Annotated in this window: 17 protein-coding genes; 16 read left to right on the forward strand and 1 reads right to left on the reverse strand. The window is 35.1% G+C overall.

Features of this window, described 5'->3' with window-relative positions:
* The 11 genes from WBY99_RS11280 to WBY99_RS11330 form a co-directional block, all read left to right on the forward strand.
* Positions 1–672: ComEC/Rec2 family competence protein (locus WBY99_RS11280; protein ID WP_423976434.1), on the forward strand; the 672-nt coding region annotated here is incomplete at its 5' end.
* A gap of 151 nt (positions 673–823) precedes the next feature.
* Positions 824–1486 carry a succinate dehydrogenase cytochrome b subunit gene (locus WBY99_RS11285; RefSeq protein WP_423976435.1) on the forward strand — a complete coding sequence of 221 codons (663 nt, stop codon included), beginning with the start codon at positions 824–826 and terminating at the stop codon, positions 1484–1486.
* A gap of 57 nt (positions 1487–1543) precedes the next feature.
* Complete coding sequence (locus tag WBY99_RS11290) at positions 1544–3556, forward strand: fumarate reductase/succinate dehydrogenase flavoprotein subunit (protein ID WP_423976436.1); 2013 nt, start codon at positions 1544–1546, stop codon at positions 3554–3556.
* A 20-nt stretch (positions 3557–3576) separates the two neighbouring features.
* Positions 3577–4344, forward strand: a complete 768-nt coding sequence (locus tag WBY99_RS11295; protein ID WP_423976437.1) for a succinate dehydrogenase/fumarate reductase iron-sulfur subunit — start codon at positions 3577–3579, stop codon at positions 4342–4344.
* 184 nt (positions 4345–4528) lie between these two features.
* Entirely contained in the window at positions 4529–6025 is a 1497-nt protein-coding gene (locus WBY99_RS11300) for a TlpA family protein disulfide reductase (protein WP_423976438.1), read from the forward strand.
* 73 nt (positions 6026–6098) lie between these two features.
* Complete coding sequence (locus tag WBY99_RS11305; protein WP_423976439.1) at positions 6099–6404, forward strand: hypothetical protein; 306 nt, start codon at positions 6099–6101, stop codon at positions 6402–6404.
* A 99-nt stretch (positions 6405–6503) separates the two neighbouring features.
* A complete protein-coding gene (gene rlmD / locus WBY99_RS11310) occupies positions 6504–7913 on the forward strand; it encodes a 23S rRNA (uracil(1939)-C(5))-methyltransferase RlmD (protein WP_423976440.1) in 1410 nt (469 codons plus the stop codon).
* A gap of 13 nt (positions 7914–7926) precedes the next feature.
* Positions 7927–8406, forward strand: a complete 480-nt coding sequence (locus tag WBY99_RS11315) for a DUF6452 family protein (protein WP_423976441.1) — start codon at positions 7927–7929, stop codon at positions 8404–8406.
* Positions 8372–9031: a DUF6048 family protein gene (locus WBY99_RS11320; protein WP_423976442.1), complete on the forward strand. Its 660-nt coding sequence runs from the start codon at positions 8372–8374 to the stop codon at positions 9029–9031. Before WBY99_RS11315 ends, WBY99_RS11320 begins: the two co-directional genes overlap by 35 nt.
* A 298-nt stretch (positions 9032–9329) precedes the next feature.
* Entirely contained in the window at positions 9330–12230 is a 2901-nt protein-coding gene (locus tag WBY99_RS11325; RefSeq protein WP_423976443.1) for a reprolysin-like metallopeptidase, read from the forward strand.
* Between the two features lie 329 nt (positions 12231–12559).
* A complete protein-coding gene (locus tag WBY99_RS11330) occupies positions 12560–13276 on the forward strand; it encodes a hypothetical protein (protein ID WP_423976444.1) in 717 nt (238 codons plus the stop codon).
* A gap of 336 nt (positions 13277–13612) precedes the next feature.
* On the opposite strand, the gene WBY99_RS11335 is transcribed toward WBY99_RS11330, so the two are convergent.
* On the reverse strand, positions 13613–14989 hold the full coding sequence (locus WBY99_RS11335; protein ID WP_423976445.1) for a DUF4403 family protein: 1377 nt from the start codon (positions 14987–14989) through the stop codon (positions 13613–13615).
* Between the two features lie 155 nt (positions 14990–15144).
* Here WBY99_RS11335 and WBY99_RS11340 point away from each other — a divergent pair, with 155 nt between their 5' ends.
* The 5 genes from WBY99_RS11340 to WBY99_RS11360 form a co-directional block, all read left to right on the forward strand.
* Positions 15145–16155 (forward strand): LLM class flavin-dependent oxidoreductase, encoded by a 1011-nt coding sequence (locus tag WBY99_RS11340; protein WP_423976446.1) that lies wholly within the window; start codon positions 15145–15147, stop codon positions 16153–16155.
* A gap of 42 nt (positions 16156–16197) precedes the next feature.
* On the forward strand, positions 16198–17319 hold the full coding sequence (gene ribB / locus WBY99_RS11345) for a 3,4-dihydroxy-2-butanone-4-phosphate synthase (RefSeq protein WP_423976447.1): 1122 nt from the start codon (positions 16198–16200) through the stop codon (positions 17317–17319).
* 227 nt (positions 17320–17546) lie between these two features.
* Positions 17547–18755, forward strand: coding sequence for a type IX secretion system plug protein domain-containing protein (locus WBY99_RS11350; RefSeq protein ID WP_423976448.1), 1209 nt, complete (start codon positions 17547–17549; stop codon positions 18753–18755).
* Between the two features lie 48 nt (positions 18756–18803).
* Positions 18804–19016: a hypothetical protein gene (locus WBY99_RS11355; RefSeq protein WP_423976449.1), complete on the forward strand. Its 213-nt coding sequence runs from the start codon at positions 18804–18806 to the stop codon at positions 19014–19016.
* 50 nt (positions 19017–19066) lie between these two features.
* A partial coding sequence (locus WBY99_RS11360) for a hypothetical protein (RefSeq protein WP_423976450.1) occupies positions 19067–19502 on the forward strand: 436 nt, incomplete at its 3' end.

The following is a 19502-nucleotide window of genomic DNA, read 5'->3' on the forward strand; positions in this document are numbered from 1 at the left end:
CAGAATTTCATGGTAAACGTTTTTTCAGTGAGTGTTTCGGCGCAAATTGCAACGCTTCCGTTGGTGATTTATTATTTTCATCAATATTCGTTTATTTCAATTATAGCGAATTTGGTTATCATTCCGTTTTCAGAAATCGTGATTATTTTTTCTTTAGTAATGACTTTGCTCATCAGTGCTTCCATACATTTTTGGTGGCTCGATTTTGTTTATGATTGGGTGGTAACGGCAACTCTAAAGCTCATTCATTTTTTTGCAGATTTGGATTTTGCTTTCTATAAAATGATTCCGATGACTTTGTTGGAGGTTTTTGTGGCTTTATTGATTGTTTGGTTTTTAAGATTTGCGGTTTTGAAATTCAATATTAAAAATGTTTCTCGGGTTGCTTATTTTGTTTTAACATTTGTGGCGCTGCGATTTTTGTTGAATTTTAAAGCAAATGAAATGGATGAAATTTTGGAACATCAATATTTTAAGGAAAAAATAATTTCTGTGAAAAACGAAAGTAAAGTTCAATTTATTTTGAAAGAAAATTCTAATCCAGAGAAAATTGAAAAGTATGTGATAGAGCCGTATCTTACTTCACGAAGAACCAAAAATTTTGAAATTAAGAAAATCCCGAATGAAGTAGAAAAAGTAGAAATAAATGGGAGTAATTATCGATTAAAATAGGATTTTGTATTGCATTAAATTCGAGTTGTGATTCTTGATTCGAGTTGCTTCTTATTTAGAAGGATTACAAACTAAAGGATTCTGATCTTTCTCATCTCGATATACCTTAACATTTTTTTAACTTTGTGGAAATTCATTTTAAAAATTAATTATGGCAGGATTAACAAGTTCTTCTATTGGAAGAAAGTACGCAATGGCATTATCTGCAATGTTTTTGCTCATTTTCCTAATTATGCACCTTTCGGTCAATTTACTATCAGTTATTAGTAAAGATGCATTCAATTCCGCATCGGAGTTTATGGGTTACAACCCTTTTATTCAATTTTTAATGCAGCCAGTACTTGGTTTTGCAGTTATTTTTCACTTTGTAATGGGCTTTATTCTTGAAATTAAGAACAATAATTCAAGACCTATAAAGTATGGAATGAACAATCGTTCTTCTAATTCTACCTGGATGTCTCGTAACATGCTTCTTTCAGGAGTTGTGGTTTTAGCATTTTTAGGCTTACACATGTATGATTTTTGGTGGCACGAAATGGACTACAAATATGTTGTAGGAAGTGTTCGTGATGAAGCAAGGTATTGGCCGGAACTTCATGCACAGTTCGGTAACATCGGAAGAGTAATTTTCTATGTGGTTGCTTTTGTATTATTAGGACTGCATTTAGCACACGGATTCCAATCGTCTTTTCAGTCAATTGGTGCGAGACATCCGAAATACACACCGATGATTAAGGCTTTAGGAACTTGGTATTCAATCCTTATTCCTGCTGGCTTTATACTTGTCGCTGTTTTTCATTATGTAACTCAATAAATTTTAAATTTTATATCGACATTAAAATTTAAAATCTAAAATTTAAAATTTCTAAAAATGAGCAAATTAGATTCAAAAATTCCGGCAGGTCCTTTAGCGGACAAATGGAAAAATCATAAAGATCATATGAACTTGGTTTCGCCAAACAACCGTGATAAAATTGATATCATTGTTGTGGGAACTGGTTTAGCAGGAGGTTCTGCTGCTGCAACATTAGCGGAGCAAGGGTATAACGTAAAAGCATTTTGTTACCAAGATTCACCAAGAAGGGCGCACTCGATTGCTGCACAAGGTGGGATTAATGCTGCGAAAAATTATCAGGGAGATGGTGACTCGACTTATAGATTGTTTTACGATACCATCAAAGGTGGAGATTACCGTTCAAGAGAAGCAAACGTATACAGACTTGCTGAGGTTTCTGCAAGTATTATCGACCAATGTGTTGCGCAAGGTGTACCATTCGGAAGAGAATATGGTGGCCAATTAGACAACCGTTCTTTCGGTGGAGTTCAGGTAAAAAGAACTTTTTACGCAAAAGGACAAACAGGACAACAGTTATTATTAGGTGCCTATTCTGCAATGAGCCGACAAATCGGTAAAGGAAGAATTAAAATGCACAACCGTCACGAAATGCTAGATTTAGTAATCGTTGATGGAAAAGCAAGAGGAATTATTGCTAGAAATTTAGTAACAGGAGAAATCGAAAGACACTCTGCTCACGCTGTAGTAATTGCTTCCGGTGGTTATGGAAATGTTTATTTTCTTTCGACCAATGCGATGGGATCTAACGTTTCTGCGGCTTGGAAAATTCATAAAAAAGGAGCGTATTTTGCAAATCCTTGTTATGTGCAAATTCACCCAACTTGTATTCCGGTACATGGAACGGCACAATCTAAATTGACTTTAATGTCAGAATCGTTAAGAAATTCTGGAAGAATCTGGGTTCCGAAAAATATAGAAGATGCGGTAGCAATTCGCGAAGGTAAATTAAGACCTGAAAATATTCCTCATGAAAATCGCGATTATTATTTAGAAAGAAGATATCCAGCATTTGGTAACTTAGTTCCAAGAGACGTTGCTTCTAGAGCTGCGAAAGAAAGATGTGATGCTGGTTACGGAATTGAAAATAACGATACTAAAGAAGGAGTGTATTTGGATTTCTCTACTGAAATTCAGAAGAAAGGGAAAGAAGCTGCAATCGAGAAAAACCTTCACAATCCTTCAGAACAGCAGATTTATGACCTAGGTAAAGCTTGGATTGAAGAGAAATACGGAAACCTTTTCGTGATGTATGAAAAAATTACTGCAGACAATCCTTATGTAACTCCCATGAAAATTTATCCAGCGGTTCACTATACGATGGGTGGAGTTTGGGTAGATTATAATTTACAATCGACCATCCCGGGATGTTTCGTTATTGGTGAAGCGAATTTCTCTGATCACGGCGCAAACAGATTGGGTGCGTCTGCATTGATGCAAGGCTTGGCAGACGGATATTTCGTTCTTCCTTATACCATTGCAGATTATCTTGCTGCAGATATTAGAACCGGAGAGATTCCGACTAACAGTGTTGCTTTTGATGTTGCTGAAAAAGGAATTCAAGATAAAGTGAACTTCTTTATGACGAATAACGGAAAACACAGTGTAGATTATTTCCATAAAAAACTGGGGCACATCATGTGGAACAAAGTTGGAATGGGAAGAACTCCAGAAGGTTTACAGGAAGCGATTCATGAAATCGAAGCAGTAAGAAAAGAATTCTGGGCAGATGTAAGAGTTCCGGGAGATGCAAACGAAATGAATATGGAGCTTGAAAAAGCTTTCAGAGTTGCAGATTTCTTGGAGTTAGGTCAGTTAATGGCTAAAGATGCTTTGGCAAGAGAAGAATCTTGTGGAGGACATTTCCGTTGGGATCACGCAACACCAGAAGGTGAAGCGGAAAGAGATGATGAGCATTTCAAATATGTTGCAGCTTGGGAATATCAGGGAGACGATATTAATCAGGAAACCATGCATAAGGAAGATCTGATTTATGAAAATATCGAAGTTAAAACAAGAAGTTATAAATAATCTCCAATAAAGTTAATAATATGAGTGCACAAAAAGGATTAAACCTGACTCTGAAAATTTGGAGACAGAAAAATAATAAAACAAAAGGACAGTTTGAGACTTACAAAATCTCCGACGTTTCTACGGATTCTTCATTCCTGGAAATGTTGGATATGCTCAACGAAAACCTTATCAATGAAGGTCAGGAGTCAATTGCTTTTGATCACGATTGTCGAGAAGGGATTTGTGGAATGTGTTCATTGTATATCAATGGACGTCCGCACGGACCAGATACAGGAATCACCACTTGCCAATTGCACATGAGAATGTTCAAGGATGGCGAAACAATTCACATCGAACCTTGGAGAAGTGCTGCTTTCCCAATCATTAAAGATTTAGTGGTTGACAGAAGTGCTTTCGAAAGAGTAATGGCAGCAGGAGGATTTATTTCTGTAAATACTTCTGGGAATACATTGGATGCCAACGCCATTTTGGTTCCGAAAGAAGACGCAGATAGCGCAATGGATGCTGCAGCTTGTATCGGTTGTGGAGCTTGTGTTGCAACTTGTAAAAACGGAGCAGCATCATTATTTGTTGGTGCTAAAGTTTCTCAGTTTGCGTTACTTCCACAAGGTAGAGTAGAGGCAAAACGAAGAGTGCTGAATATGGTGAAAGCGATGGATGAAGAAGGATTTGGGAATTGTTCAAATACAGGTGCTTGTGAAGTAGAATGTCCGAAAGGAATTTCTTTAGAAGTAATCGCAAGAATGAACAGAGAATATTTTTCAGCAAGTGTAGATCAAGGTTAAAATTATTTTAACAAACATAAAAAACTGCTTTCAGAAATGAAGGCAGTTTTTCTTTGTTAAACTTTCCCAAATCTTAACAATAAATTTTTAATAACTCTGCGAAAACCTTATTTTTGTCGCAATTTATAAACCCAGATAATTGCGGGTTTGCCTATTTTAATTTAAAATAAATAAAACAATAAAGATGAGTAAGTATTTTATAATGCTATTGGTTGCATTCGTTGCAATGTCATGTTCAAAAAAAGTGGAGGTTTCCGGTAATTTTGCCGGTGGATCACCATTAGAAAGAATTGAATTTATAGAAGCCTCTGGCGTAGCGACACTTCCGTTGGTAAATATTGGAGTAGACAGCAAAGGAAGCTTTTCCGGAAGCTTCGAGGCTCCGAAAGACGGTATGTATATAATGACTTATGCAGGTAAACAGGCTATGATTTATCTTAAAGGAGGTCAGAAGGTAAACATTTCAGGACAGGCAGACGTTTTCCCTGCAAAATTTACAGTAACCGGCGATGCGAAGAAAAATAATGACTTCATCCAGGAATCATTAGCTGCAATCCAGGAATATGCAGGAAAAATAAATGTTGGTGAATTAGTGTCCAAAGATGAAGCTACATTTTTAAAAGAAGTTGAAAAAATTAGAACTGATTTAGAAAGCCGTATTGATGCTGCTGCCAAAAAAACATCCCCAGATAGTGATGCAGTTCAATGGAAAAAAGATGAATTGAATGCAAGTATTCTTGGATTGATGAGCCAATACGAAATGAATCATGCCCAAGCAACTGGGAAACCAGATTTTAAAGTTTCTAAAAACTTTGCTGATGCTGAAGCGAAATTGGATAAAAATAAAGATAGAATGTTGAAAAATCAACCAATCTATAGAAATTATTTATTGGGTAAATTAAGTAAGGATTTCCAAACTTATGCAGAGGCTAATAATAAATCTGGTCTAGAAACTTCTTCCGTTTTATTTTCTAACTTTTTGGATACCAAAAAAGAGATGTCACAGTTGGAGAAAGATTATTTGTTAGCATTTGTAATGTCAAACAGTGATATCAATCCTTCAACGACGCCTGAGAATGCTGCGAAAATAAATAAACTGATTCAGGATAAAATTAAAGATCCAGTTATTAAAAAAGATTTAGAGCATATTCAATTCGTGCTTTCTGGACCAAAAATGGGTGAATCGATTACTTCTGCAAAATTGGTAAAAGAAGATGGTAGCGCTTATCAATTAGCCGAGAACAAAACAAAACCAGCTTTAGTAATGTTTTATGCTTCTTGGAATCCGTATATTAATGAAGCCACCATTCCAGTGTTAAAAGAAATCACCAACTTTTACAAATCAAAAATGGATTTTATCTATGTGAATTTAGATGACACCAAAGATCAATTTACCAAAACCAACAAAGCGATGCTTCTAGGACTTCCAGGAATTAATGCTTACGCTGAAGGCGGTATGAATTCTCAGATTGCTAAAGACTTAGGGATCTACGGTTTCAAACTTCCATCTTTTATGGTAATCGATAAAGAAGGAAAAGTTGGCAGCAAGTTTTTCTTTAATTTGGGTGATCCGGAATTGGTAACAACTCTTGATAAATTTACAGGACTGAAAGCACCTGCTGCACCAGAAGCAACATTGCAAAATGATTTAGTTCAGCCACCAATGCCTGAAACTAAATAATCCTACGATTGTTCAAAATATATTCCTGTCATTTTATGGCAGGAATTTTTTTATATTTAATAAAAATTTTATGATGAATTCAAAACTCCTTATTCCTAAAAACACCCTGTATCCTATCGCCATATTTGGATTAATTTTCACTGTTTTCTCGGTAACTCTTAATTTAGAAAGTTTGGGGATTACTTATAATCTTGGTCTAGTCTTGATGTACGCTGGATTAATTGCTAACTTTTTGGCAACGGTCGTTCTCATTATTGATGTCTTTAAAAATAACCTTTCGACCAGATTTTTGTGGACGATGTCGTTTTTGTTTTTAGGTTCTCTTTCAGGATTGTTTTACTTGAAAAATAGAGATTATTATATAGCCAATAAAATTTAGATTATAAAGAGCACAAAACCAATAATTAAAAACGACTAAGCGGGAAAACTTCCGTTTTTTTTATTTTAAAACCTTACTTTTGCGTTCAGATTAATTGTCATGAGAAAGAGAAATAAAAATATTGTTTTAGAAAATATCAAATTGGTTTCTGCCGGTTCAAAAGGCGTTGCTGTAGGAAGAACCGATGAAGGAAAAACCGTTTTGGTTTCTGGCGCGGTTCCCGGAGATATTGTAAATGCCCGCGTAAAAAAATCAAAATCCAATTACTTCGAAGCAGAAATGATTGAGATTGTAGAGAAATCACCTTTCCGTGTGGAGCCAAAATGCGTTCACTTCGGTGTTTGTGGTGGTTGCAAATGGCAGAATCTTTCTTATGAAAAACAACTGGAATTTAAACAAGACGAAGTTTATAATCATATTAAAAGAATTGCAGGGATTGAAGATTTCGAAACCATGCCAATTCTCGGAAGCGAGGAACATTATTTCTATCGCAATAAAATGGAGTTTTCTTTTTCTAATGCGCGTTGGCTCACTCAATATGAAATTAGTTCCGAAGAAAATTTTGGCAACAGAGATGCTTTAGGATTTCATATTCCGGGAATGTGGAGCAAGATTCTGGATTTGAAAGAATGTTTCCTGCAAGAAGACCCTTCGAATGCAATGCGATTGGCTATTAAAAAACATGCGGTAGAAAATGGGTTAGCGTTTTTTGATGTCAGAAATCAGGAAGGTTTTTTAAGAACCGTAATGTTCCGCCAGAATTCAAAAGGGGAGTGGATGGTTCTTTTCCAGTTATTCCGCGAAGAGAAAGAAAATCAGCAGAAGTTATTTGACTTTATGTTGAGTGAATTTCCGCAGATTAAAACTTTACTTTTCTGTATTAATGCAAAACAGAATGATTCATTGTATGATCAGGATGTTCAGACTTATTTCGGTGAAGGATTTTTAATGGAAGAAATGGAAGGTTTGAAATTTAAAATAGGACCAAAATCTTTTTTCCAAACGAATTATAAGCAGGCTTTAAATCTGTATGCCAAAACTTTAGAATTTGCAGACTTAAAAGGCGATGAGGTGGTTTATGATTTATATACCGGAACCGGAACGATTGCACAATACGTTGCTAGAAAAGCAAAACAAGTCATCGGAATTGAATCAGTTCAAGAATCAATTGATGCGGCGAAAGAGCACGCAGAATTGAATGGATTAACCAACTGTACTTTTTATTGCGGTGACATGAAAGATATTTTCAATGATGAATTTATCGCACAACATCCGAAAGCAGATGTGTTGATTACCGATCCACCAAGAGACGGAATGCATCAAAAAGTGGTTGAGCAGATTCTGAAAATCGCACCGGAAAAAATCGTTTATGTAAGTTGTAATTCAGCAACTCAAGCCAGAGATTTAGCCTTAATGAAAGATCACTATCAATTGGTGAAAATTTTGCCAGTAGATATGTTTCCGCAAACGCATCACGTTGAAAATATTGCACTTTTAGTAAAGATTTAATTAAATTTGATTGATGAAATTCTTGAAAATAATTTTTATTTCACTATTCCTTCTTTCTCTATTTTCCTGCGGAAGTGATGATGATATTTGTATCAGCGGTGAAGCAACGCCGCGTATGAAGATTAAATTTAAGACCAAAGCTACTGGAAAAATGAAATCAATGGATTCACTTTTCATTGCGGTCGATTATGGGACAGGTCCGGTTGCGGTCTTTGGCAGTATTGTAAAAACCGATTCCGTTTTAATTCCTTTGCGAGTAGATGAAACACCGTTTACCAAGATGTATGTAGGAATTTCGAGAACTGCCGTAAATTCAGAAATTAAAATAAATTACACCACGTCTTCAGAATATGTTTCGCCAGCGTGTGGAATAAAAAAACGGTATCAAAATGTAAACTCCGTGCTGGAAGTGCCCAGTGCGGTTTTAGGAGTAGAACAAAATCAAACCCAAATCATCGATGAAAGCAAAACGCATCTTTACCTTCTTTTTTAGTTTTCTTTTAGTGATTATTTTTGCTCAAAAGAAACAGGATTCTCTTAAAATTCAATGGAAATATGAGCCTAATTTCTTAGTAGGTTTTGATGTTTTAAATGCAGGAATTGGTGCTTTTTCAGATCGAAAATTATTCCAGGGTTTTGTTTCTTCAAAGGTAAAAGGAAATTGGTATGCTGTTGTAGATGCTGGTTTTGAAAAGAATATTTATCAAAAAAACGGTTATGATGCTGTGGTCAGCGGATCATTCTTAAAGTTAGGAACACTTTATATGCTAGCATACGATCAAGAAAATCCTATGAATGGATTTTTTGTTGGCGGAAAAATAGCAGGCTCTTTTTATAATCAGGAATATAAAGCGATTCCCATTCGCGGATTTGGTGGAAGCGATGCGTCTCAAGCATTCCCAGAATCTTCGCAAAGTTCTTATTGGATGGAGATTAATATTGGTGGAAGAGTACAGTTGTTTGATTCTCCTTTTTATATTGAAGCTATTGCGCAACCTAGATATTTGGTGTTTTCTACCACTCAAGATGAGATAAAGCCAATGATTGTCCCAGGATTTGGAAGAAGTTCTGCTAAATTTAATATTGGATTTTCTTGGAATATTGCTTATCATTTTTAAAAAAAGCTAAAAATATCTGCTCTAACGGATGCTTTCCCAGTAATTTTAGGTGCTTCTTTTTAAAAATAATTTCTTAATTGTTTTTTAGGTATTAATTCTTTTGTATTTATTTGGTTTAAATGTTTTGAATGTGATAATTTATTTTTGATATTGTTGTCTTGTTTTCTATGGAATCCTCTTGTTTTTGATGATTATATTTTGCTGTTGAATAAAAAAAAATTACTTTTGGGGGATTATTACTTTAAAAAAAATAATTAATCTTATGAAGAAAATTTTTACTTCTTTGCTTTGTGGATTGATGAGCACGGCAGCCATTGCACAATGGAGTCCAACATCAATGAAAGGTGAAAGAATGCGTACGACGTCGAATGTTACTAGTTATTATTCATTAGATCTTAATGCCATGAGATCTAAACTTGCCAATGCGCAAGAAACTGGGAAGGGTACAGTTCCTGTGGAAATTAAATTACCAACCCTAAATGGTAAAATTGAAAGATTTGCTGTTTATAGTGCGCCAGTAGTTGTAAAGTCTTTGGCAGATAGATACAAGTTAGGTTCTTATGTAGGAGTGGGTATTGATGATCCAACTGCTTATGTGAGATTCAGCGTTGCTCCAAATGATTTTCAGTCGATGATTTTGAAAAATGGAGTTTATGAGTTTATTGAACCACAGAATACTGATAAAACTGTTTATGGTGTTCACCCGAAAACCAATAAATCTGAGGCGGACAAAGCATTTGCTTGTTCGACTGAAGAGTCTCCTCTTTCCAAGCAGGAAATTGACAAACTGTATATGTCAGGAAATTCATTTAGTAATAATCCATCTGATTTTAGCAAATCTTCCGATAAAAAATACAGAACAATGCGTTTGGCGATGTCTGTTACCGGAGAATATACCCGTTATTTTGGTGATGTAGCTGGGGCGATTACTGCTATTAATGCTACAATGACCCGTTCAAACTTTGTTTTTGAAAAGGATTTTGGTCTTCACTTAATTCTTCAGGATTTTCCTGAGTTAATTTATACCGATCCAGCAACCGATCCATATTCTCCTGCCTCTTCTGGTTCAGGTGGAACCTGGAATTTGGAGCTTCAAAAAACACTGACCGCCGTTATTGGAAATAATGCTTATGATATTGGTCACCTATTCGGAGCGACTGGCGGAGGTGGAAACGCAGGATGTATCGGTTGTGTTTGTGTGGATCCTGCAAATGCATCATCAAAGGCAAAGGGCTCAGGATTTACTTCTCCAGCTGATGGAAAACCATTTGGTGATAATTTTGACATCGATTATGTAGCTCATGAAATGGGTCACCAATTAGGAGCAAATCATACTTTCTCTATGAGTACTGAAGGAACTGGTCAAAATGTAGAGCCGGGGTCTGGGTCAACCATTATGGGGTATGCTGGTATTACTGGAGCAACTGATGTTCAGCCGCACTCTGATCCTTATTTCCATATTAATTCTATTATTCAGGTGCAAGCTAACTTGACTGCTAAAACTTGTGATATTGAAACTCCAATTACAAATAGCCCCCCTGTGATTACGCCTATGCCAGACGTTACTATTCCTAAAGGAACAGCGTTCGTATTGACGGCACAAGCGACGGATCCGGAAAATGATCCGATGACTTACACTTGGGAAGAAGTTGATAATGCAACAGTTGCTATTACTAAAAATAATTTGGGGACTACCACAGCTGGTGCGAGTTTCAGATCTATAATGGGAACAGCTAATCCAACAAGGTTCTTCCCTAAACTCGAAACGGTACTGTCGGGCGTACTAAGTAACCCTAATGGATGGGAAGCGGTTTCATCTGTAGCAAGAGCTTCTAGTTTCCGTGTAACCGTGAGAGATAATAATGCAGATGTTACCCAACAACAAACTCAGCAAGCTTTACAAAAAGTAACGGTACATGCAAATGGACCATTTAAAATTACTTCTACTAAAGTGTATAACAACGCTCCGGGGCCATTCACTTGGGATGTAGTAGGAACTAATGCTGCTCCTTTTAACGTGGCTAATGTAAAAATTGATTATACTAAAGATAACGGAGTTTCTTGGGTAGTTTTAGCAGAATCAACACCAAATGACGGTAGTGAAAATTTCAGCTTCCCAACTTTGTCCACAAATTCTACTATCAAAGTAAGAGTATCTGCAATCGGAAACGTATTTTATACAATAGCTTCGGTAACTGTATCTGAAATTGTTCCTTGTAATGGAGCTGCTCCTGTAGGTTTTGCAGTTTCTTCGGTAACTACTTCTTCCGCGATGTTTGGATGGGATCCTATCGCAAGTGCAAGTTATATTGTTCGTTACAAAAAAGCAGATGATACCAACTGGACTAATGTTCCTGTTACTACAAATGCTTATACGCTGACAGGTTTAGATGAAGCTACCACATATAATGTTGAGGTCGCTTCTGTATGTTCAGGTACAACTGGAACTTATTCTGCAGTGACAAACTTTACTACCTTAACCCTTTCTTACTGTTCATTGGCTGCTACTGGTAATTCGACCCGTGGTTATATTTCGAATGTAACAATTACGGCAGAGGGTGCTTCAGGTGTTAATAGTACGTCTGGTGCTTCCAACTATTCCAACTATATGTCAGATACAGCTCGTTTGGTCACTCTGGCTAGAGGTTCTAGTAATAACGTGATTTCTGTAGCCAAAACTTGGCCTAGTACTCAATATAATGATGCAATAACAGTATGGATTGATTTCGACCGTAGCGGTACTTTTGATGATAATGAAATTATTGTCTCATCTTCTGCAGATAAATTAACTCCAGTGACTGATACGTTCTCTGTTCCGGCTGATGCATATTCAGGTAGCAAGACTGTGGGAATGAGAGTGGCATTAAGATATAACGATCCTCAACTGACACCTTGTGGTACTTTTAGCTACGGAGAAGTAGAAGATTATGCGGTGAATTTGTCTGCTTTTCTTGGGGTACATGATAATGTGAAAGCGCAGTCTATTCAGGCTTATCCTAATCCAGCAGTTGATGTGCTAAATATTTCTAAAGTTGGCAATAAAGCAACATATACAGTTTATAATATGGCTGGTCAGGCTGTATCTAGAGGGAAAATCATTGATAATAAAGTGCAGGTTTCTCAATTACAGAAAGGTGTTTATATGATCGCTGTTGATAATGACGGTCAGGTAAACCAAGTGAAGTTTATTAAAAAATAATTTTATTTTTATATTAATTTATCCCTGAGAAATTTCTCGGGGATTTTTTTTATTATATTGTACTTTAATAATAATAAAATATGATGAAAGTGGTTGTTGTTTTTTTTATTACAATCTTGTAAGTCGAATAATTTGTTTTGCTGTGATAGGTCATAACTTTAACAGTAATTAAAATAGTTTAACCAAAATTTAACCGAATGTTCGAGGGAAATAATTGAGTAATATGTGGGAAATAATCTACTTTTGTCGACGGTATGAGAAAATATTTTTTACTGCTCACTTTTTTTATTTTAATTAAAGTTCAGTCCCAGTTTTTTTCCGGTGAAATTTTGATTAGAGATAAATCCGTATATTATCTCAATCAAGTATATGTTACCAATATTACTGCTCATAATACGGTACATACCGATTATTTTGGCACCTTCAAAATTCCTGCAAAGCCAGGAGATGTTATTCGGTTTACTTCAATTGTTACCGATCGTACGGACGTTAAAGTGACTGCCGAACAACTTCAAAGCAGCAAAAACTTTGTAGAATTAAAAATCGCCTACTACGATATACAAGAAGTGGTAATTAGCAAATTCAAACCTACGGGGAATCTTAGAAAAGATGTGAGTTCTTTGAAAAACGGCGAAAAAACTTTGGCATTGCAAAAAATGATTGGTTTGCCTTCCCCTAAAGGGGACGGATTGCCAACCCAGCTTCCAGTTGCAGGGTTTTCTGGCGGGGGATTAACCTTTGGCTTGGATAGTATTTATGACATCCTATCGGGGGAGCGTAAAAAGCAGGAGCGCGCACAGCAATATGAAAAAATGAATGTGGCGGTCACCAATATTAAAAATTATTATGGTGAAGCGTATTTTTCGAATCTTAAAATCCCCGTTAATCTTATCGACAATTTTCTGCAGTTTGTGTATTCCTCAGATGATATTAATTATTATGTGAAAGCGAACAATTATGAAGCGGTAGGAATTTATATCGACAAATATTTGCCGATTTATCAGCGTAGATTAAAGAATTCCCACTTAATGAACATGTTAAATTAATTTGTTTTTTTGGAGAATTTAATTTTACTATTTTTTTTCTAAGTACATGATGAAAATTGCAAAACGTTGATATTTAGTTTGTTAAATGGATTTGGTAAAATATTATTCAAATAATTTAAACCATATTTGAAAACACTAAAAGTCCAATAAATTCCCTATCTGCCAACTGTAATTTTATTGCCTTGACTAGTGTTCGTGTGATTAATAGAATGCATTGTAAATATCTACTAATTAATTGAATATCAATAATTTATATAAATCCTCAAACAGCCTAATTGCTTGGTTTTTAACAGGTTGTAATTTTTGTCATGTACTGAAATTATTTATTTTATTGAATCACATACCATTTACCAATAATTCTAATTGTGCTTCCGTATCGATTACTACAGTGATTCCCAATGGGTTTAATAAAATTTTCGAAGGCTTTAGTTTGAAAACTTTTCCCTTCATTTTCAGGCCTTTGTAATATTCTTTATTAAAGGTTTCTTCAATGCTTTTCTTAGCTGTATCTTCCAGTTCTGCCGTTGGGATGCCATATTCCTCCTCGATCATTTTTACGATCTTCTTTTGAAATAATAAAGTAGCCGTTTTCATCAAAATATTTCCAGTTTTGAGTTTGAATTTGGTGTCACTCAGCACAATTTTTCTTTTCAGTTCGTCGTAAATAGGAATTCCCGAAATATATGAAATCCCTTCAATTGTGCCTTCTGTAGTGGCTTCAATTATAATTCGTTCGTCCTGTCCATATACTTTTATCGAGGAAATTTTAATTTTAGATTTTCCTTCTCGGAAATCAAATTCCTTTCCTAAAAAAGTTTTTTCGGCAATCGCTGACGCTTCAGTAAACGGAATATTCGCAGTGGTTTGTAACAAGAAATTGTTTGGAAGTTGCTGTGTTGAATTAAAATTTGCGATGGTGCTTATCAAAGGTGAAGAAGCGGTTTTTTCCCCGGTAAAAGTTTCAGAGTAAGTATCAATTCCAATATTAACATCAATTCGGTTTCCGTAAAAAATCAAAGGGGAAATATTCACACTTATTGGCGTAATTTTCAGCCAAGTATTGTAATCTTCGGAAACGTTGAATGGCTGCGAAAACTGGTTCCACGCCATGATTGCATATTGCTGAAAATTGAGTTGTTCCGACATCATCTCATCAATAGTTTTACAGAAGTCGGCTTGCTGTTTTTTTAAACTTGATTCTACAAGAGTCGTTATCGGTACTTTAATTTTTCCATAATCGAGAACTGGTTTTGTCACCCATTTAAAACCCATCGGCGAAGTTTTGGTCACCATCGTCCAATTATTATTAAAGGTGAGTTGGGTATTGAAATACATTACTGTCTCGAAAGTAGTGTTTTGATAATTATAAAATCCCAATGTTCCAATTCCTTTTTCTGCCCATATTTTCAAAGGAACTTCGATGAGTAAGTTTTGTTTGGTTCCTCCAACCAAACGAATTGGACGGGTTTTCCAGACTTTTACTTTAAATTGATCATTGTCGTTATCGGTATAAGAATCATCTTCGAAAATTAAAGTAGGAACCGAATTGTTGATAACATTCCCGATTTCAGATAAAGGTATTTTCACCGGCATTGTAATCGATGATTTTATTTTCGGGAAATTATAAATGGGTACTGATGAATGCTCACCATTTTGTTGCGAAAATAATTTCGAACCAAAAAGTAAAATCATCAGAACAAGAACGTTTCGCATTTTTATGTTTTTCAATGAAATACAAATTTGCATAAAATTTGCATAATGCAGGCAAAATATTATCCAAGATTGCAAAAATTCAAATACCTAATAAGTGTCATTAATTTAAACTTTATTTGTTTTGAAAAATTAATCGGATTCCATATCTTATCACAATGAAAAAAATTGAAATCTCTGTGCTGGATTTAGCGCCAGTCAAACAATATAAAACCATTCATGATACTTTTAATGATAGTTTAGACTTAGCAAGATTTGCAGAAAACATCAATTATAAAAGATTCTGGCTTGCTGAACATCACAATATGGCAAGTATTGCAAGTTCTGCAACATCGGTATTAATAGGATATATCGCCAATGGGACAAAAAAAATAAGAGTAGGTTCTGGCGGAATTATGCTGCCCAATCACAGTTCGCTCGTTATTGCGGAACAGTTCGGAACGCTCGAAAGTTTATTTCCGGGGAGAATTGATTTAGGAGTTGGTAGAGCGCCTGGAACTGATGGACTAACTGCGAAAGCATTGGGCAGAAATCCAATGAATATCAACCAACATTTCCCACAGCAAATTCAGGAATTGCAACGATATTTTTCTGTTGAAAATGCCGAAAGTTTGGTAAGAGCGATTCCAGGTGAAGGTTGCGATATTCCCATTTATATTTTGGGATCAAGTACAGATAGTGCTTGGTTAGCGGCAGAGTTGGGTTTGCCTTATGCTTTTGCGGGACATTTTGCGCCACAAATGATGGAAGCTGCTTTTGAAATTTACCATCAAAATTACCAGCCCAGCAAAGAATTTCCGGAACCTTATACGATTGCTTGTGTAAATGGAATTGCAGCAGAAACTGATGAAGAAGCAAATAAATTAATGACAACACTTTATCAGGCATTTGTCAATTTGGTGAGAAATGATAGAAAACCTTACGCTCCACCAGTTGATGATATGGATGAAATCTGGAATCCTATGGAAAAAATGCATGTTCAAAATATGTTAAAATATAGTTTTGTCGGAAGTAAAGAAACCATAAAAAAAGAAATGCAGGAGTTTCAGAAACGGTTCAGAGTAGATGAATTGATGATTACTTCGCATATTTATGAACATGAAGCAAGACTGAAATCTTATGAAATCATTAGAAATGCAGTTGATGATTTGAATGAGAGTTTATGTTGATTGCCATAAATCTAACTATCTTTGCAAAAATCTAAAAGTAAAATGTCAGATATTCAACTTAATACGATTCCTGAAGCAATTGAGGATCTAAAAAACGGAAAAATAATCATCGTTGTTGATGATGAAAACCGTGAAAATGAAGGAGATTTTCTTTCTGCGGCTGAATTAACTACGCCGGAAATTATCAACTTTATGACCATCTACGGTCGTGGTTTGATTTGTACACCGCTTCCTGAAAAGCGTTGCGACGAGTTAGGACTAGATATTATGGTGACCAGAAGCAGCGATCCGAAAGAGACAGCTTTTACCGTTTCTGTCGATTTATTAGGCGAAGGCGTTTCTACGGGAATTTCTGCCAGCGATCGAAGCAAAACAATTTTGGCCTTAATGGACGAAAATACCAAACCCACAGATTTTATGCGTCCGGGACATATTTTCCCGTTGAGAGCGAAAAAAGGTGGTGTTTTGAAAAGAGCTGGACATACCGAAGCCGCGATTGATTTGACTAAATTAGCAGGCTTGCAGGAAGGTGGCGTGATTTGCGAAATTATGAATGATGATGGTTCTATGGCGCGACTTCCAGAGTTGTATGAATTGGCAAAAAAACATGATTTGAAATTGGTTTCTATTGAAGATTTAATTCAATATCAATTAAGGAAAGGAGATTTAATCGAGCGTTTGGAAGAACGAAAAGTGAAAACCCATTACGGTGAATTCGACTTTTTCGCTTTCAAAGAAACGAGTACGGATCAGATTCACTTTGCTTTAACGAAAGGAAAATGGGCGGAGAACGAACCTGTTTTGGTGCGGGTTCAGGCGTCAAATTCTTATTTCGATGTTTTGAGCAGACTGACCAACGGTGAAAAACCGTTGCTGGAAAAAGTAACAAAATTGATTAACGACGAAGGAAAAGGGGCAATTATTTTTATTAATAATGTTTCGAATTCCGAAAATACAATGAGAAAACTTCAGCAGTTTTTGGATTTCCAAGATGGTCAGGAAAAACGACCGACTTTGGCTTCGAACTTCCACGATTACGGAATCGGAACCCAGATTTTGAAAAATTTAGGAATTAATAAATTTAGAGTTATTACGCAAAATACCGGTCAAAAACCTTTGGTTGGAGGATATGATGTGGAAGTAACAGAAATGGTTGAACTTTAAAAACCGAGATAAAAAGCGTTAATTATAAAGCATTTTATCTTTTTGACTATAAAACGATTGTAAGCCTGTTTTCAATATTTCGATATTGATGCAGGTTTTTTTTATCGATAAAAATTGGTTGACAGCAAAAGATTTTAATTAAAATTCATTTTCAAAAATAGGATTTTAAGGATAATGAAAAATTGAACGAATAACAATTTATCGTAAATTTCGTTATCTTCGTGAATATGAAATTTACACCATTTTTTTTACTCGTTTTTGCAGTTGTTTTCGGACAAAATATTCGCAGTATCCAATTATTTAATCCACAAACCAACGACGAAACGCCGGTTATCGGTTTCAACGAACAATTGATTTTAAAGTTCGATGATTTGTCGAATTCCAGTACCATTTATCGATATACTTTAAAGCATTTTGATCGAAATTGGAAAGATGACGGTTTGTTCTTTACAGAATATGCCAATGGAAGTTTGAACGGAATGATCGATCAATTCCAGTATTCTTTCAATACTTTGCAAGCGTACACCAATTACACTTTGGCTTTCCCGAACGATAAAATTCAGCCTAAGATTTCAGGGAATTTTGAGTTAATTGTTTATCAGGATTCTGCGAGCAAACCCCTTTTCACCAAAAGATTTTGTATCGTGGAAGATGGAGCAAATGTTGGTCTAAATATTTCCAGAACTTCAGATGCCAGAAATCCTCAAATGAACCAAAGGGTAGAAGTGCAGGCGATTGGGAATGGTTCTGCGATGAATTCTAATTTGAATTCTTTGACTTTAAATGTGATTCAAAATAATAATTGGAACATGGGCGTTTATAATCAAAAGCAAAGTTCTTCGCTGGGAAATAAAATTCTTTTTCAACAAATGAATTTGGTTTTTCCGGGAAATAATGAATTTTACTATTTTGATAATAAGAATATGAATCAGCCTTTTGACATGGTGGCACAGTCAGAAAATGTAGACGGAGTTAATTATACTTATTTGCATTCGGTTTGGGCTTTTCCGATGAATTATCAATATCAGCCAGACGTGAACGGTGCTTTTTATTTCCGACGAAATGATTTGGGAATCGAAAGAAATGCAGACCGGGAAGCAGATTATTCCTGGGTTTATTTCGCTTTAGATTCAGAAAAAACAGATAAAGAGATTTTTGTTGTTGGTGGTTTTAATGACTTTAAAGCAAGCAAAGAAAACCAAATGATTTACGATGAAACGTTGAAAAAGTACATCGCAAAAATTTATTTAAAACAAGGTTTTTACAATTATATTTTAGCAACCAAAAATCCAGACGGCACCTTGAATCTCGGTGAGATCAACGGGAGCTTTTGGCAAACCGAAAATCTATATCAAGCATTTTTATATTACCAACCTTTTGGCAGAAATTACGATGGATTGCTTGGTTATGGGGAATTTCGAACGCCGGTTCGGTAGAGTTTTAAGATTAATTTTTTTTAATTAAATGTGATAAGAAATTAAAAAATGGAAACTAAAATTTTTAATAAAAGACAATTCATTTTTACACCGAGAACTAAAAAAGACATTTTGGAAGTAGAGAATTTGCTTCAAACACTTGGTTTAGATTTTGAGCAAAGGGAAATTGAAGAAAGTTCTTTATCCGATTTTCATAAAAAAAAAATGATAAAGGTATTGAAGATATTGAAAACGGGAAGTTTTTATCTAATGCCGAAGTGAGTCTTAAAGTTAGCAGAAATAGTTAAAAAAAATGATTTAAAATTGATAATATGAAAAAAATAATTACCCTATTTATTATATTATTTTCAGTAATACTAAATGCCCAAAACCAAAATTCTGATGTTTCACAAAGAGAATTTTTAAAAATAAATTCATATCCTATTGAAAATGTTGCAGATTATTATTCTGATATTCTGAATTTTCTGATAACAACTGCAACAAAAGAAAAAAATGAAAAATTTGGTTTTATTTATCCTGATGGGAAAATATTCAATACTGCGGAATTTAATTATGCTTCAGATTTTAAAGGAGATTATGCAAATGTAATGAAAGACAGTATTCCTGGTCTGCTTTTTAAAAATGGAAAAGCAAAATATTTTCCTGAATATTCTATTACTTATTGGAACGAAGATGATCTCGGTTTAGCAATAAAAAAAGACAAATATGGATTTATAAACAAAAAAGGGAAAGTCATTGTTCCTTTAA

The organism is Kaistella sp. (assembly GCF_049588135.1).
In the GTDB taxonomy this organism is placed as follows: domain Bacteria; phylum Bacteroidota; class Bacteroidia; order Flavobacteriales; family Weeksellaceae; genus Kaistella.